This window comes from Streptomyces sp. NPDC087859 (assembly GCF_044742595.1).
Lineage (GTDB): Bacteria > Actinomycetota > Actinomycetes > Streptomycetales > Streptomycetaceae > Streptomyces > Streptomyces canus_F.
In genome coordinates, this window is record NZ_JBIUUU010000013.1 from 270,113 (window position 1) to 285,713 (window position 15,601).

General features: G+C 68.7%; 12 protein-coding genes. 9 read left to right on the forward strand and 3 right to left on the reverse strand.

Features of this window, described 5'->3' with window-relative positions:
- Window positions 1-2 precede the first annotated feature (2 nt).
- Entirely contained in the window at window positions 3-1,070 is a 1,068-nt protein-coding gene (locus tag ACIOHP_RS31605; protein WP_401892859.1) for a hypothetical protein, read from the reverse strand.
- A gap of 434 nt (window positions 1,071-1,504) precedes the next feature.
- Here ACIOHP_RS31605 and ACIOHP_RS31610 point away from each other — a divergent pair, with 434 nt between their 5' ends.
- Window positions 1,505-3,274, forward strand: a complete 1,770-nt coding sequence (locus ACIOHP_RS31610) for a hypothetical protein (RefSeq protein WP_401892862.1) — start codon at window positions 1,505-1,507, stop codon at window positions 3,272-3,274.
- Between the two features lie 560 nt (window positions 3,275-3,834).
- Here ACIOHP_RS31610 and ACIOHP_RS31615 read toward each other — a convergent pair.
- Window positions 3,835-4,428 carry a DUF6083 domain-containing protein gene (locus ACIOHP_RS31615; protein ID WP_401892865.1) on the reverse strand — a complete coding sequence of 198 codons (594 nt, stop codon included), beginning with the start codon at window positions 4,426-4,428 and terminating at the stop codon, window positions 3,835-3,837.
- 1,065 nt (window positions 4,429-5,493) lie between these two features.
- Between ACIOHP_RS31615 and ligA the strand changes: the two genes are divergently transcribed.
- From ligA to ACIOHP_RS31655, 8 genes are all read left to right on the forward strand, one after another.
- Window positions 5,494-7,581 carry an NAD-dependent DNA ligase LigA gene (gene ligA / locus ACIOHP_RS31620; RefSeq protein WP_401892866.1) on the forward strand — a complete coding sequence of 696 codons (2,088 nt, stop codon included), beginning with the start codon at window positions 5,494-5,496 and terminating at the stop codon, window positions 7,579-7,581.
- Between the two features lie 124 nt (window positions 7,582-7,705).
- Window positions 7,706-8,179 carry a hypothetical protein gene (locus tag ACIOHP_RS31625; protein WP_401892869.1) on the forward strand — a complete coding sequence of 158 codons (474 nt, stop codon included), beginning with the start codon at window positions 7,706-7,708 and terminating at the stop codon, window positions 8,177-8,179.
- 96 nt (window positions 8,180-8,275) lie between these two features.
- Window positions 8,276-8,626 (forward strand): hypothetical protein, encoded by a 351-nt coding sequence (locus tag ACIOHP_RS31630; protein ID WP_401892872.1) that lies wholly within the window; start codon window positions 8,276-8,278, stop codon window positions 8,624-8,626.
- Between the two features lie 234 nt (window positions 8,627-8,860).
- Window positions 8,861-10,279 carry a DEAD/DEAH box helicase gene (locus ACIOHP_RS31635; RefSeq protein WP_401892874.1) on the forward strand — a complete coding sequence of 473 codons (1,419 nt, stop codon included), beginning with the start codon at window positions 8,861-8,863 and terminating at the stop codon, window positions 10,277-10,279.
- Window positions 10,280-10,693: 414 nt separating this feature from the next.
- The gene (locus tag ACIOHP_RS31640; RefSeq protein WP_401892877.1) at window positions 10,694-10,924 is read left to right on the forward strand and encodes a hypothetical protein; all 231 of its coding nucleotides are present in this window, start codon (window positions 10,694-10,696) and stop codon (window positions 10,922-10,924) included.
- A gap of 243 nt (window positions 10,925-11,167) precedes the next feature.
- Window positions 11,168-12,307, forward strand: coding sequence for a 4-hydroxybenzoate 3-monooxygenase (locus ACIOHP_RS31645; RefSeq protein ID WP_361558375.1), 1,140 nt, complete (start codon window positions 11,168-11,170; stop codon window positions 12,305-12,307).
- Between the two features lie 54 nt (window positions 12,308-12,361).
- Window positions 12,362-13,999 carry a methyltransferase gene (locus ACIOHP_RS31650; RefSeq protein WP_401892879.1) on the forward strand — a complete coding sequence of 546 codons (1,638 nt, stop codon included), beginning with the start codon at window positions 12,362-12,364 and terminating at the stop codon, window positions 13,997-13,999.
- A gap of 167 nt (window positions 14,000-14,166) precedes the next feature.
- A complete protein-coding gene (locus tag ACIOHP_RS31655; RefSeq protein ID WP_401892882.1) occupies window positions 14,167-14,937 on the forward strand; it encodes a polysaccharide deacetylase family protein in 771 nt (256 codons plus the stop codon).
- A gap of 70 nt (window positions 14,938-15,007) precedes the next feature.
- Here the strand turns inward: ACIOHP_RS31655 and ACIOHP_RS31660 are convergent, their stop codons facing one another.
- Window positions 15,008-15,211, reverse strand: a complete 204-nt coding sequence (locus ACIOHP_RS31660; RefSeq protein WP_037751662.1) for a cold-shock protein — start codon at window positions 15,209-15,211, stop codon at window positions 15,008-15,010.
- Between the last annotated feature and the right edge of the window lie 390 nt (window positions 15,212-15,601).

Sequence of the window (15,601 nt, forward strand, 5' to 3'; positions counted from 1 at the left end):
GGTCAGCCTCCCAGCCGCTCGCTCATCAGGTTCGGTTTGGAGCCGTAGATCTCGACGGTCCCGAAGGACAGCAGTGAGGACCCGGCCCTCGTCAGTTCACGCGGCTTGACGTCGATCGCGTTCGTGCGCTCCGGACCGTAGGAGAAGGTGGTGCGGGTGCCGTCCACCCGTGCGTACTTCGACTGGAACGCCCGGTCACTGCGCACCGGCAGCCACAGGGCGCCGTCCGGGCCGCGCGTCATGCCCTCGGTGTACGTGTCGCCGAGCGAGGGGTAAGTGGTGTGCCAGGTACGCCCGTTGAAGGTCATCAGGTAGGTGCGGGGCATGCCGTCGGTGTACTGGCTGCCGCCGATCGTGGCCCGGCCGGACGGTTCGAGCAGGATCGTGTGCACGTTGCTGTTCGGCGGCAGCGGCACCTTGGCGTCCCGCCACACCGTGCCGTCCCAACGCAGCACGGTGGTACCGGTGTTGGTGTCCGCCCAGGCCCAGGCGTCGGTGGCCGTACGCGCGGTGACGCCCATCAGGTAGATCACGCCGTCCGGGGTGGACTGCGTGGTCCAGCCGGAGCCGTCGTAGTGCAACACCTTCAGCCCGGTGTCGTCTTCACCGACCACCCACGCGGCACCCGGCACGGCGGTGAAGTCCTGGTAGGTCCACAGGGTCTGCGGAAGCGGTACGGCACTCCATCCTGACGTCGACCGTCGCAGGATCTCGCCCGCCCCCGCGCGGTTGTGGAAGATCCACGCCTCCTCGCCGACGAACTGCACCTTGCCGAGCCAGCCCGGCTCGTCGGCGCCGGGGAAGGTGGTGTCCCGGTTCCATGCCGTGCCGTCCCACCGGTACAGCATCGGCCGCAGTCCGTCGGCGGCGTGCTCGTACCCGGTGGCCCATGCCTCGCCCGGCCCGCGGGCGGCGAGATCGGACACGGTCACCGGTGGGGCCGCCGCAGGCACCGGCAGCGCCGACCAGCTCGGTTTCGCAGCGGCGGCGGGCGGCACAGCCGCGGCCGGAGACACGACCGTGGCGCACGCGATCACAAGGCAGACGATGACTGTGCGGAGACCGTTCACGAGACCCCCCAGTACGCGACGGTCGCACACGGTATTGGCGTTCACCCACCGGGAACAGACGGCATTCGGCCATCACGGTTCCCTCTGGAGGACGTCCGTGTCGCGGGCCTTCTGGAGTCACGAGCACGGTGCGTCGGACGGGGTCCTACTTCCTGCGTTCCGTGCCGAGTTGCAAGCGTTTTCACTTCAAGGTCGCACGGACGCCCAGGAGACGAAGACCGTTCTGAACTCCATAGATGTAGCCATGTGTTTTGCCTTGACGCGTACGCATCACGATGCTTCCATCACCACCGTGTAAACGCTTCAACTCCGGACGGCTCGTCGGCCATCGATCGACGCGAAGGTCACGCCGCCGAGGCGGTCACGAGCGCAGCCGAGCCCGGTCCGGTGCACCGCACCACGAAGGCAACCGCGAGCAACCCAAGGAGACCGTCGTGCACTTGACGCATCGGTGGCGAGCCACCCACCGGCTCCCCGTCACCGTCTCAGCGGTGCTGGCCGTCTGCGCCACCCTGACCGCCGCCCCGGGAAGCGTCGCCTCGCCCGACCCGGCCGCGGCCGGCGATGTGACGATCCAGGCCGCGCGCGTGATGGAGAACCTCGGACGCGGGGTCGTGGCGGTGCGCTCCGGCAGCAGCCAGGTCCTGGTCTCCTGGCGACTGCTGGGCCTGGACCCGCAGGGCATCGGCTTCAATGTGTACCGGTCCACCGGTGGCGGCGCGTACACCAAGGTCAACACCGCCGTCCTGACAGGCGGGACCAACTACACCGACTCCACGGCCGACTTGACGCGGTCCAACAGCTATCGCGTGGCCGCGGTCGTCGGCGGTCAGGAACAGGCGCCCAGCGGTGCCTTCACGTTGACGGCCAATCACGCGACGGAACCCGTGGTCCGTGTGCCGCTGCGCTCCGGCGGTCCGGTGAAGTTCGTCTGGGTCGGCGACCTCGACGGCGACGGCGAGTACGACTACCTGGTGGACCGGCAGACCTCGCCCCAGAAGCTCGAGGCGTACAGCAGTGACGGCGACTTCCTCTGGGACGTCGACATGGGGCCGAACAGCCAGAACCAGGACAACATCGAACCGGGGTCGTCCGCGATCGACGTAGGCCACTGGGACGGCGTCACGGTCTACGACTTCGACAGCGACGGCCGAGCGGAGGTCGCCCTCAAGATCGCCGACGGTGTCAGGTTCGGCGACGGAGCGACCTGGACGCACGCGGACGACGCGCGACAGTTCATGGCCATACTCGACGGCGCGTTCAACCTGATGATGGCCGCCTGGAAATTCACCGGCAGTGCGCTCAGGCAGGAATGGACGTGGCTTCGCGGCAGCCAGAACGCACCCGACGGTCACAACAGCCGCGCCCTCGACGTCAACGGCGACGGGACGGACGAGGTCGCCGAGATCGGGTTCGTCCTCAACGGCGACGGCACCCTGCGTTACTCCATGGGCCCCCAGGGCATCGTCCACGGCGACCGCTTCCACATCGCCGACATGGACCCCGGCCGCCCGGGCCTCGAGGGCTACGGCGTCCAACAGGACAACCCCAGCGGCCTCCTCGAGTACTACTACGACGCCTCGACCGGCTCCATCATCTGGAAGCACAACGGTGGCCCCGCCGACGTCGGACGCGGCATGGCCGCCGACGTCGACGCACGCTTCCCCGGCATGGAGGTCTGGTCCTTCTCGGGCCTGTACAACGCCCCCTCCAACCAGCTCACCGAACCCAACACCTCACTACGGCCGTGGCCGCAACTGGGACTGTGGTGGGACGGCGACCTCACCACGGAACTCCTCAACGACGGCAAGATCGAAAAATGGAACCCGCTCAACCCGACGTCGACCGGCAGCCTCCCCCGCCTGGTCAGCACCTGGAACTACGGCGCCGTCACGGCCGCCCAGGGCGGCCCCACCCTCGTCGGTGACATCCTCGGCGACTGGCGCGAGGAGGCCGTCTACACCAACGCCTCCTACAACGAGCTGATCATCTTCACCACGAACCAACCGACCACCACCCGCCTCTACACACCGGCCCACAACCCCGCCTACCGCAACGCCATGACCTTCAAGGGCTATATGCAGTCCCACCACGTCGACTACTTCCTCGGAGCCGGCATGTCGTCGGCACCTCGGCCGAATATCACCTATGCGGGGAGTGCTGCTGCGGGCGCGGCGGAAGCAGCGGGCGGGTCGGGCGGCTAGAAGGTGCTCTCCTTGAAGGGGCGGCCGGTTGATCGGAGACGTCTCCCGGCGAGTCATCACTGATACGCCGATGCGGCGATGCGACACGGGACCGGATCGGCCAGCTGATGCCGGCTGATCCGGTTCGCGGAGGCCGATGGTTCGGCCATCGCTTTCAAGGCAACTCGGGGTGGGGGTGCCGCGTAGGGCCAGCGCGCCTCACCCACGCCGATGGCTGCCGGCCGCTGCGCTTGTCGGCCGGTGTGTGTGGGCGTTGCTACGCGGTTGGACGCTCACCCCTGCGTCTCTTGTCGAGGGCCGGTGCTGAGCTCGGCATTGTGCAGAGCGGCGAGTTCCCGGAGGTCATTCGCGACCATGACCTGAGCGCGGCGACCTGCGACGCCGGCCACGTCCGGCCAGGAGGATGCGCGAGGCCAGTTCTGAAGTCTGGCCTTATCTTCATCAGGTCGATCATGACGGCTTTCCAACCCTGCATGTGACTGGATGAGGGGCTGACCATAGGTCGCTGGGATTCACACGGATCCGCCTCAGTCCGTCGCTGTTGGTGTCAGCCGCTGATGTCAGGTGTCAGCCTGCCCCTTGACATGTTGCCGCTCGGCTTCCTCCGAGACGCAGAGCATCTGATGAGCTGGGATCACCGATTCGCCAGGAAGAGGATCTATGCCCCGGACTCGGACGGCCACGATATCGGTGACCAAAGGCGAGTACGGGCTACGGAGTTGAACAAGGCGCCATCGGAAGCGATAAGGAACGTCCTTTGCCGGCAGTTCCCTTGTGGCTAGGCTCACCCAGCGGTCGTAGATCGTCGGGTAGATACGGATGTCAGAGCCGCACCGGGGACAGGTCGGCGGTTCGAGGAACGTCACGTCGTCAGGGTCCGGCTCGGGCCACGGCAGGGCTGTTGCGCCCTCATCCTGCGCCATTTGATTCGCGAGCCGATTCCAGCATCCGTCACACAGCTCGGCTATGAGATCTATGCGCCCGCGGCTGTGGACAGTCGGGTCATGCTCACCACAGCGCTGGCATAAGTGCTCATCACGATCGCCCATCGCCCCCATGTGTTCGAGTGTGAGCGAGTATGTGCAAATTGCAGTAGAACGCGATTTGGCCCTTTTAGCAGGTAAAACCTGCACCATATGTCTTGAAGTAAACATCTACTTGTCACACGCCCCGTCACCCGCTCCCCTTCCTTCACCACCACCGGCCCCAGCTCCCATCCCGGTGCCGGCTGATCCCCCACCGGAGGCATCCGCCTTGACCCTGGGCCGCTCTATACGGTGATCGACTCATAGCTTCCGGCCCTAACCACATGTGGGCGCGCGTCGGCGGCGGCAGCGCCGAGCGGGCCGCTGAGTAGCGTGTCCCTTACGGGGTGGGGAGAGCTGCTTACGGCTGTTGTCGGAGTGTTGGTCGGTGTCGTGGCGACAGAGGCTGTCCACGCGCGACGGGCTCGCATCGAGAATCCGGCGATACGACTCACGGTTCGCGCGAACAGCAGTGATGGAGTGTGTGTACTGAACAATCTTGGCTACGCCAGTGCACACACGGTCGGGGTGACCGCCGGTTGGGTTTCGCAGCAGGGGCGTTACCGCGTCACTCATCGTGTCAAGCGGTGGAACGAAGTGCCTCCTGGTGCGGAGTTGCACTTCTCCCTACCGCAGGACATCGGGCGTGCTGGCGGCACAGTGCTCATGGTGGCGTGGCATGAAGGCCTGAAGCCCACGGCTCGTCGTCGGCAGCAGCAATGGCCAATTGGATGAGGTCACAGCACCGGCTCAGCCCTGCCCATTGCCTTGACGTGAAGTCTCGCAGCAGGTCAGTCGGTGCCGACACTGGATATCGATGCCGCATACATCATCAGCGTCGCAGCCGTCTTCAACTGCCGGGACGCAGGCCCAGCCAGCCGGGTGATGCGGCCTGGGGGTAGCGCGCCGCCACGTTCCGGCGGGCCGCACCTGGACGCGGCGAGGCTTTGCCTCAACTGGTGGCCGGCGACGGCTCATCAGCAGTCGCTGGACGGCTGATCGGCGCGTACTGACAGCGGGCGACCCCGGGGGTATCACGCCCGCCTGAGACTACTCCGACGCGCACCTCGCCGAGTTCTCTCCCGGTTCCGCCGCCCCACCGCCCGCACACCGCCCGCACACCGCCCCCGATGATCTTCTGCCCGGAGCCGGGTCGCGAGGGCATTGTCAGTGGTGGCAGGCAGGATGATGGGCATGACGACACCCGTTGCACAGATCGTGGATGCCGCCGCCTACGCGCAGGCGGTCGAGGATGCGGTGAAGGCCGCGGCCGCCTACTACGAGGGCGGCACCTCAGCCCTGGACGACGACGCCTATGACCGGCTCGTGCGCGGTATCGCGGCGTGGGAGGCGGAGCATCCCGACGAGGTGCTGTCCGACTCTCCGACGGGCAAGGTCGCCGGCGGGGCCGTGGAGGGGGATGTTCCGCACACGGTGGCGATGCTGAGTCTGGACAACGTGTTCTCGCCGGAGGAGTTCACCACCTGGACGGCCTCGCTGGCCCGTCGCATCGGCCACGACGTCACTTGCTTCAGTGTCGAACCGAAGCTCGACGGGCTGGCGATCGCCGCTCGCTACACCCACGGCCGACTGAGACAGCTGATCACGCGCGGGGACGGCACCGCCGGGGAGGACGTCTCGCACGCGATCGGCACCATCGAGGGGCTCCCGGAAGAACTGTCCGAGCCTGTCACCGTGGAGGTGCGCGGCGAGGTTCTCATGACCACGGCGCAGTTCGAGCACGCCAACGAGGTGCGCACCGCGCACGGCGGGCAGCCGTTCGCCAATCCGCGCAATGCCGCGGCGGGCACTCTGCGTGCCAAGGAGCGTGCCTACACCGTGCCGATGACCTTCTTCGGTTACGGCCTGCTCCCCCTGCCCGACACCCAACCGGCGCTGGCGGAGCAGCTCGGCGAGAGCGCCCACAGCGACCTGATGGCACAGGCCGGCGGACTCGGCGTGAACACCACCGCGACGACCGCCGTGCCCGGCAGCACCGCAGACACCGTCGAGGAGGTCCTGGCGCGGGTGCAGGAGATCGCGGCACTGCGTGCGGAGCTGCCGTTCGGCATCGACGGGGTCGTCATCAAGGCCGACCTGGCCGTCGACCAGGCGACCGCCGGATCCGGGACACGCGCCCCGCGCTGGGCGATCGCCTACAAGCTCCCCGCCGTGGAGAAGGTCACCCGACTGCTCGAAGTGGAGTGGAACGTGGGCCGCACCGGCATCATCGCGCCCCGCGCCGTCCTGGAACCGGTGGAGATCGACGGCTCCACCATCACCTATGCCACCCTGCACAACCCCGCCGACATCACCCGCCGCGACCTGCGCCTGGGCGACCACGTCATGGTCTACCGCGCCGGCGACGTCATCCCCCGTATCGAGGCCCCCGTCGCCCACCTGCGCACCGGCGACGAACAGCCGATCGTCTTCCCCGAGGTGTGCCCGCGCTGTGGCTCCGCCATCGACACCAGCGAACAGCGCTGGCGTTGCGAGAACGGCCGCAACTGCCACCTGGTCGCATCGCTGTCCTACGCCGCCGGGCGCGACCAGCTCGACATCGAAGGCCTCGGCCACACCCGCGTCGTCCAGTTCGTCGACGCCGGCCTGGTCGCCGACCTCGCCGACCTGTTCACCCTCACCCGAGACCAGCTCCTGGCTCTGGAACGGATGGGCGACACCAGCACCGACAACCTCCTTGCCGCGCTGACCACGGCCAAGAGCCAGCCGCTGTCGCGAGTGCTCTGCGCGCTGGGAGTACGCGGCACCGGCCGGTCCATGTCCCGCCGTATCGCCCGCTATTTCGCCACCATGGACAACATTCGGGCCGCCGACGCCGAAGCGATGCAGCGGGTCGACGGCATCGGCACCGAGAAAGCCCCCTCCATCGTCGCCGAACTCGCCGAACTCGCCCCGCTCATCGACAAGCTCGCCGCGGCCGGGGTGAACATGACCGAACCGGGCGCCACCCCGCCCGTCCCGGCGGAGGACAGCACCGCGGACACCGAGGGTGAAGCGCAAGGAGCGGGACTGCCGCTGGCCGGGATGGCCGTCGTGGTCACCGGCTCCATGACCGGCGCGCTGGAGAAGCTCTCCCGCAACGAGATGAACGAGCTCATCGAACGCGCCGGCGGCCGTTCCTCCTCCAGCGTCTCCAAGAAGACCACCCTGGTCGTCGCCGGAGACGGCGCCGGCTCCAAGCGAGCCAAAGCCGAGGACCTCGGCATCCGCCTGGCCACCCCGGACGAATTCGCCACGCTCATCGCCGACTTCCTCAACTGACCGAAACTGACCGACCCTGGAGCCGCGGCCGGCCTTCCCCGACCGGTCGCGGCGCCGCCCCCTGTCGGCAACAGCACCAGCCACGTCCCTACTCACGTCAGAGGCGGCAAGTAGCCTGCGAACCATGGGTATTGAGATCGATGTAGTGGTGGGTTACCCGATCAACGATGAGGTGGAGCGGGTGCTCGGGTTGGCCGAGGCGGTCGACGAGCCCATCACGGTCACCTTCATGTGGGAGGGGCGCGAAGAGGCGGAACGTGCGGTGCTGGTACCCGCGGCCACGCTGGCGCTCTGGGAGCACTGGGCCCCCACGGCCTACCCGACGAGTGGCGTCGGGGCAGAGGACCACGCGGTGGCGGAGGAGCCGGAACTGGCCCACCCAGAGGAGTTCGGCGCGTTCACTCTCTTTCGTCGTCGCGTGGGCGGGCGCACGGCGGTTGCCCGTAAGGGTGTGGTGGTCGCCGAGCTCCTGGACCCTGACGAGGCGCACTGGCTCCAGGAGAAGGCCCGCAATGTCCGCCAAGGCTTCATGGACCCGAAGCAGAAGGCGGCGTTCGAGGAGTTCCTTGCCCGACAGGCAGCCCTCGAAGATCAGTGAGGCGCACTCGAACACGGTCCGGCGGGAGCCGGGTGCGATCCTGCGGATATGAATGATCTCGGTGACGCGCACCTACGCACCTTGACGCTGCGCTTGATGACTCTCCTCGCAGCCGGCCCCCAGGATCAGCTGGCCTGGCTGGGCGAGCGTGAGCTGGAGACGGCGTCCATCGTCGAAGAGGTGGAGCTCCTCTGCCGCGTCGCCGAAGGACTGGCAGAGCGCGGAGTCCTCGAACCCCAGGAGCTGCTGGATCTTCGGGCCGTCGGCCGTCGCATCGGCCACATCGATACCACCTGCCGTACCGGTCTCTGGGGCGACGCCCTGGCGGCCGCGGATCCGGCATGGGGCGAGATACGTCTCCTCGCCCGCCAGTTCCTCCTCACGACGCTGGGCGACTGGCGTCAGCCGATGCCACGCCCCGTGCACCCGCACACGGGCCACCGCTGAGCACGTTCAGGCCGCCTGCGTGCCTCTGGCTCTGCCACTGGCCAGATCCGCGAAAACGAACACTTGTTCCCCATCGCCACTCAAGGCAACCGCTGTGATGCACAGCCCCCGCAGCCAGCGGGCCGCTGGGCGTCCGCTGGTAAAATGGGGGCACGCTTCGACATCGCCGGGGCCCGTGCCAAGGGGTACGGGCCCCGGACCGTTCCGGGGCGCCACTTCAGGAAGGTTCCCCTCATGAACGCGAAGCCGTCGACCCGTGGACGCTCCCGTGCCGGTACTCCGCAGCGGGCGTCAGGGGCGCAGGGCGACCTTTCGACGCCGAAGACGGTGTCGCCCGGCCTGCCCGCGGCCGCGTCCTTCGACGCGCTCGAGCTGCCGTCGGAGCTGAGGAAGGCAATGACCGGCCTCGGAGTGACGGAACCGTTCCCGATCCAGGCGGCCACCCTGCCCAACGCGCTGGCCGGCCGCGATGTCCTCGGCCGGGCACAGACCGGCTCCGGCAAGACGCTGGCCTTCGGGCTGGCGCTCCTCGTGCGGACCGCAGGCCAGCGAGCGGAGTCGAAGCGTCCGCTCGCGCTGGTCCTGGTGCCGACCCGGGAACTCGCGCAACAGGTGAGCGACGCGCTGACGCCGTACGCGCAGATCCTCAAGGTGCGACTGACGACGGCGGTCGGCGGGCTGTCGATCAACCGGCAGCAGGCCGCGTTGCGCACCGGAGCCGAGGTGGTCGTCGCGACGCCAGGGCGGCTGGCCGACCTCGTGTCACGCCGGGACTGCATCCTGAATCACGTGCGGATCACCGTGCTGGACGAGGCGGACCAGATGTGCGACCTGGGGTTCCTGCCGCAGGTCACGGAAATCCTGGACCAGATGCCCCCCGACGGCCAGCGGCTGCTCTTCTCCGCCACGCTCGACCGCAACGTCGACCAGCTGGTGCGCGACTACCTCCACGACCCGGTACTCGCATCCGTCGACCCGGCGGCAGCCTCGGTCACCACGATGGAACACCACCAGCTCAACATCCACCCCGCCGACAAGTACGCGACCGCGACCGAGATCGCCGCGCGGGACGGCCGGGTCCTCATGTTCCTGGACACCAAGGCCGCCGTGGACCAGTTCACCCGTCACCTCCGGGCCAGCGGCGTACGGGCCGGAGCCCTGCACAGCGGAAAGTCGCAACCTCAGCGCATGCACACCCTGGGCCAGTTCAGGGACGGCGAGATCACCGTGCTGGTGGCCACGAATGTAGCCGCGCGAGGCATTCACATCGACACGCTCGACCTCGTCGTCAACGTCGATCCGCCGGCCGACGGCAAGGACTACCTGCACCGCGGCGGGCGTACGGCCCGCGCCGGGGAGTCCGGGACCGTGGTCACCCTCGTGACACCCAACCAACGGCGTGATGTGAACCGGATGATGTCCGAGGCCGGGATCCGGCCGACGGTCACGCAGGTGCGCTCCGGCGAGGCGCAACTGACCGCCATCACCGGTGCGAAGCGCCCGCCGACGGCGACGAAGTCCACCGCCGGCAACATCCCGTTCCGCGGCATCGGCGACCGAACGGGCCGCCCCGCGAAGGAGTCCCGCAAAGCCGCCGAGGCCCGCAAGGCCGCGGAAGCCCGCGCGGCGGCCCGGGTACGCAAAAGCCGCTGACGCCGGTGTGGTTGCTCGGGCGCTGAACGTCGTACGAACTCCGTGCGCAGCGAAACAGGCCCCTGGTCGATACGAGACTGCTCAGCGGTCAGCGGCGCGTGAACGCCTGCGTCGCCTCAGCGATGCTCTCCCCCACACCGTCAACCCGACGAGGGAAACGATCAACGTCCCTCCGATGACGGTGGGGACGGCCGCTATCAGAGCGAAGTTCAGCAGGAGCTCCGCCCAGGTCGGCTCCTCCCCCATCGTGCTCCCGCCCTGTGCCATACACACCAGGACGTCGGTGGGTAGTCGATCAGTTCCAGGTGTCCGGCACGGCCGACACCACTGGAAGCTCGGCCGAGAGCAAGCCGCCCGAATGTCCGCTACGAACCCTTCTGTGACCGACAACCCATCGGCGGTAGGGAGTTATCCATGCAGCGCAACACCAGCACCACTCCGGGCCGCAAGCGAGCCGGGCGGCTTGCCGTCGCTCTCGCCGCGGCTGCTGTTCTCGTGGGCGGGGGGATCGCCGCGGCGGGCCCGGCCAACGCCGACACCTTCTGCGGAGCAACCGGGGACGGCGGCTTCGGGTGCGTGATCGACCAGGGAGACGGAACGTTCAAGATGGTCAACAGCAACGGGGACATCGTCTACAACTGGTGACGACACGTACTTGACGCCTGGCCTGACGACGGGTGGACCACGACCGACTCGCGTCGGTGTGCGTCCACCCGTCCGCGTCGTGGGCTCGCAGCATGCGGCAGCAGAGATCACTCACCCTTACAGAGCAATTGATCACTTTCGAGTATCTGCGCCCTGTATCAGGGTGATATGAAACCCCTTGTCAAACGCTCCACTTCAGAGGCGGGCATGGGGAAACGGTTCCACAGGGGAACGCAGGTCGGCGTGGTGATTCTCGGGGCCGGCCCGGCGGGGCTGGTGTTGGGGAATCTGCTGCTGGACCGGGGTGTCGACTGCGTGATCCTGGAGCGGCGCGGCCGCGAGGCAGTGGAGGGGCGGGCCAGAGCGGGGTTCCTCGCGGCGAACTCCGTGCGGGTGCTGGCGGAGAACGGGCTGGGTGCCGGGGTGCTGGCCCGCGGGCGGGCGCACGGGACGTGTCTGTTCCGCAGCGACCGCGGGGAGTTCACCCTGGACTACGGGCGGTTGGGGCAGGGTGAGACGCACACCGTCTATCCCCAGCAGGAACTGGTGCGGGACCTGGTGACCGAGTTTCTACGGCGCGGTGGTGACCTGCGGTTCGAGGCCGAGGCCGAGGAAGTCTCGGAAGGCCGGGTGCGGTTGCGCGGCGGTGCGGAGGTGACAGGTCGGTACGTCGCCGGATGCGACGGGCACCGGGGTGTCGCTCGCCGTGCGCTGGCGGCCCGGGGTGTGCGGACGGACCGGTGGGATCACGGAGTGTCCTGGCTCGCGGTGCTGGTCCAGGCCCCGCCCAGCCTGGCGGCCGTCGGATACGCCCTGCACGAGCGGGGTTTCGCGGGGCACATGGCCCGTACGGCATCCGTCACCCGGTATTACCTCCAGTGTCCGCGCGGAACCGTTTCCGCCGACTGGAGCGAGGAACGGATCTGGGCCGAGCTCGCGACGCGGATGCGGGCGACCGAGTTCGGGCCCCTGCACCAGGGCGCCGTCCTGGAGAAGGCGGTCGTCGACCTGCGTTCCGATGTGCTGGAGACCCCGGGTGCCGGGCGGCTGTGGCTGGCCGGTGACGCCGCCGGGCTCATCAGTCCGTCGGCGGCCAAGGGGGCCAACCTCGCCGTTCTCCAAGCCGAGTTGCTCGCCCGGGCACTGCACGAGGCGGTGGCGCGCGGGGACGAGAGCGGTCTCGCCCGGTACGCCGCGGACTGTCTGCCGCGGGTGTGGCGGGCGCATGAGTTCTCGCACTGGATGAGCACGCTCCTGCACGGTCCGGCCGACGGCGGTGCCGAGGCTCGCTACGGGCGGGCGCTCCAGTACGCCCGGCTGGACAGCCTGCGTACCTCCCGCGCGCATCAGGACTTCTTCGCCGAGAACTACACCGGCATCTGATCCCCGGGACACGTCTGTCCCGGTTCCGTCCGCACGATCATCGGAAACCCCTTCATGAACCTCCCTGTCGCACAGGCCTGCCTGTCCGCCTCCGATCTGAAGCGAATTGAGCGCGCGGCCGCCCATGTCCGCGACTACGACACCGAGCAGGTTCTCGCCGAACTCCTGCCCGGCCTCACGGCCGAGGAGCGAGGCGACGTCAGCCGTCACCTCGTCTTCGACCACACCGCCGTGCTCGTCTTCCCCGCCTCTCTCGACGGGCTCTGCGACGACCTGCGCCGACGCGGGTTCGAGCCGGGTCCGGTCGCGCCGAGCGTGGTGGTCCGCGAGCGGCTGGTCCGCCGCTACGGCGCGCTCGTCGGCGACGCTCCGGTCGGCATCGTGCACGTACCCGTCGACGGGCGCAGCGTGGAGATCTTCGCGCTGCCCGTACCGCCGGACTCCCCGCGGCAGGCTATCGCCGACGACGAACGCACCGCCGAGCACGAGGTGCACCACGCGTTCGCGGTCACCGCGCCGGGGGCGGTGGTGCCGGCCGGGCTGCGGACGCTGCTCCAGGAGCGGGGCGGCGCGGTGCCGGACGGTGGTGGGTACAACGGCCATGAGAACGTGACCGTCCTGTACTTCCGCACCAGGCAGCACCGCCGCTTCGAACTCCGGCTGCCCGGCCGTCACGAGCCGCTGCCGGACCCATCGGTCTCGTTGCTCGGCGTGATGACCGGTGCCTGGGCCACCCAGGCCGTCGCCGCCATGGCGGAGCTCGGGATCGCCGACCACCTCGCCGCTCGGCCTGGGCTCGGCGCCGACGCCCTCGCGGATCTCACCGGCACCGATCCGGACGCGCTGCGCAGGCTGCTGCGCTATCTCAGCGCGCTGGGCCTGCTCACATCCGCCGCGGACACGTATCACCTGACCGCCCTCGGCCAACCCCTGTGCACCGCCACCGAGTTCTCGCTGCGGCCGCTGGCCCGGCTCTACGGCGGCCCGTTCTACGACTCCTTCGCCGGACTGACGTATTCCGTACGCACCGGACGCGAGGCCTTCGCCCACCGGTACGGGCAGCACCACTTCACCTACTTCGCCGAACGGCCCGAACTCGGCACCCTGTTCAACCGGGCGATGGCCGCGAGCGCGGAGATGTTCACGCCGGTTCCGGCCCTGGTGGACTTCTCCGGTGCGCGGCGCGTCGTCGATGTCGGCGGCGGAAACGGCGCCCTGCTCACGCGCGTTCTGCGGACACACGGGCACCTGAAGGGCGTACTGCTGGAACGGCCCGAGGCGCTGGAGGCGGCACGCAAGGAGCTGGCCGCGGTCGGGCTCGACCGGCGGTGCGCCTTCATCGTCGGGGACTTCACGGTGGCGGTGCCGGAGGGAGGCGACGTCTATCTGCTGTCCCGGGTGCTGCACGACTGGGACGACGAGCGATGCCTGACCATTCTTCGGCGGTGCGCGCGGGCGATGCGGACGGGAGCCGAACTGCTCGTCGTGGAAAGGCTGTTGCCCCAGCGCGAAGGGGTGCCGTCACCTGCGGTGGCCTGGGACGTCCATATGTTGTGCAACGTGGGCGGCAGGGAGCGGACCGAGGACCACTACGCGCGACTGCTGACGGAGGCGGGCTTCGAGGTGACGGCCTGCCATGGTCTGCCCCTCGGCGGCTCTCTGATCCACGCCGTGAGAGGTGCCGCGATGTGACGTCACCCCTCGCCTGGTTCCGGCTGCTGCTCGCCGTGTTGTCCGTGAACTCCCCCGGAATTGTCCTTGATCGGTAACAGGCGCATCCCCGGGGCGCCGGCCGTCGTCCTGCCTGGTGTCGCACGGCGACGCAGGATCGGCGAGGAACTGTTGGAAGGTGGGCGGACATGGCGCAGCACGGCGGCGGGCGGGGCTGGTACGGCAAGGTCGTCGGAGCTGCTCTCGGTGTGACAGTGCTGGCCGCCGGTGCCTCGGCGTGGTCGGCGCAAGCCGGCGCCGTGGACGGCTCGTCGCCGCGGGCGGAGAGTTCCGCCACGCCGGGCAGTGTCAAGCCTGTGTCGGTGACCATCGCGCATGCCTCGGACAAGGGCGCGCGCGGAGTCAACATCACCATCGATGACGGCCCCGACCCCGTGTGGACCCCCCAGATGCTCGACATACTGCGGGAGTACGGGGTGAAGGCCACGTTCTGCATGGTCGGAACCCAGGCGCAGGCCCACCCGGACCTCGTGAAGCAGGTGGTCGCGGCCGGGCACCGGCTGTGCGACCACTCGGTGGCGCACGACACCGCCATGGACACCAAGACCCAGGCGTACCAGTCGCAGCAGATCCTCGACGCCGAACGGATGATCACCGAGGCGTCCGGGGGCGTACGGCCGATGTACTACCGGGCCCCCGGTGGCGCGTTCACGCCCTACAGCCGCAAGCTCGCCGCCTCTCGGGGCATGCGCCCGCTGGGCTGGAACGTGGACACCAAGGACTTCGAACGGCCGGGCGCCGACGCCATCGTCGCCACCGTCCAGCGGGAGCTGCCGAACGGACCGACGCTCCTCTTCCACGACGCGGGCGGCGACCGTTCCCAGACCGTCGAGGCGCTGCGCCGGGTCCTGCCCTGGCTCAAGTCCCAGGGCTACTCGTTCGGCTTCCCGGTGCGCTGAAACCCCGGCAGCTGGGAAACGTTTCGGGCCCGCGAGCTTGGCTCGCGGGCCCGAAACGCTGCCTTCAGAACTAGGCGGGGGTGATGTTCTCCGCCTGCGGGCCCTTCTGGCCCTGGGTGATGTCGAAGGTCACCGCCTGGCCTTCCTGGAGCTCACGGAAGCCGGAGGCGTTGATGTTGGAGTAGTGAGCGAAGACGTCCGGTCCGCCGCCGTCCTGGGCGATGAAGCCGAAGCCCTTCTCCGCGTTGAACCACTTGACGGTTCCGCTGGCCATGCTGGTACCTCTCAATAGACGTCAGAACCGCACCGCGCGGTCCTGAAGGTGCTCGCCCTGGTCCGGTACTGCACAGCAAAGCGCCCGCGCCTAAGCGCGGGCAGGTACTGCGAACCACGACAGCTGGCAGTGACGCTACACCGCGGAAAGGACGATCACCAGAGAGCAACAACGGTGAACCACACCAAGTCGGTTGGAAAACTCCCCCAAAGGCCACGGAAAGACCGGCCACCCGCAGCCTGAGCAGCGCGCTCTGCCCAGGCGCTCCGCGACTGAGGCTCCGCCGGCTCTCATGCCTTCGGGAAGCGGGAATGCACCGTCCGCACACAGCTGCGGGTCCCCGGCATCCCTACGCCTCGGCATCGGACTCGGTTCTCAGGTACCGGCCCC

Excerpts from the sequence above, each read along its gene's own strand:
- ACIOHP_RS31615 (WP_401892865.1), bottom strand. The coding sequence starts at position 4,428 with ATGTTTACTTCAAGACATATGGTGCAGGTTTTACCTGCTAAAAGGGCC.
- ligA (WP_401892866.1), top strand. The coding sequence starts at position 5,494 with ATGACGACACCCGTTGCACAGATCGTGGATGCCGCCGCCTACGCGCAG.
- ACIOHP_RS31625 (WP_401892869.1), top strand. The coding sequence starts at position 7,706 with ATGGGTATTGAGATCGATGTAGTGGTGGGTTACCCGATCAACGATGAG.
- ACIOHP_RS31630 (WP_401892872.1), top strand. The coding sequence starts at position 8,276 with ATGACTCTCCTCGCAGCCGGCCCCCAGGATCAGCTGGCCTGGCTGGGC.
- ACIOHP_RS31635 (WP_401892874.1), top strand. The coding sequence starts at position 8,861 with ATGAACGCGAAGCCGTCGACCCGTGGACGCTCCCGTGCCGGTACTCCG.
- ACIOHP_RS31640 (WP_401892877.1), top strand. The coding sequence starts at position 10,694 with ATGCAGCGCAACACCAGCACCACTCCGGGCCGCAAGCGAGCCGGGCGG.
- ACIOHP_RS31650 (WP_401892879.1), top strand. The coding sequence starts at position 12,362 with ATGAACCTCCCTGTCGCACAGGCCTGCCTGTCCGCCTCCGATCTGAAG.
- ACIOHP_RS31655 (WP_401892882.1), top strand. The coding sequence starts at position 14,167 with ATGGCGCAGCACGGCGGCGGGCGGGGCTGGTACGGCAAGGTCGTCGGA.
- ACIOHP_RS31660 (WP_037751662.1), bottom strand. The coding sequence starts at position 15,211 with ATGGCCAGCGGAACCGTCAAGTGGTTCAACGCGGAGAAGGGCTTCGGC.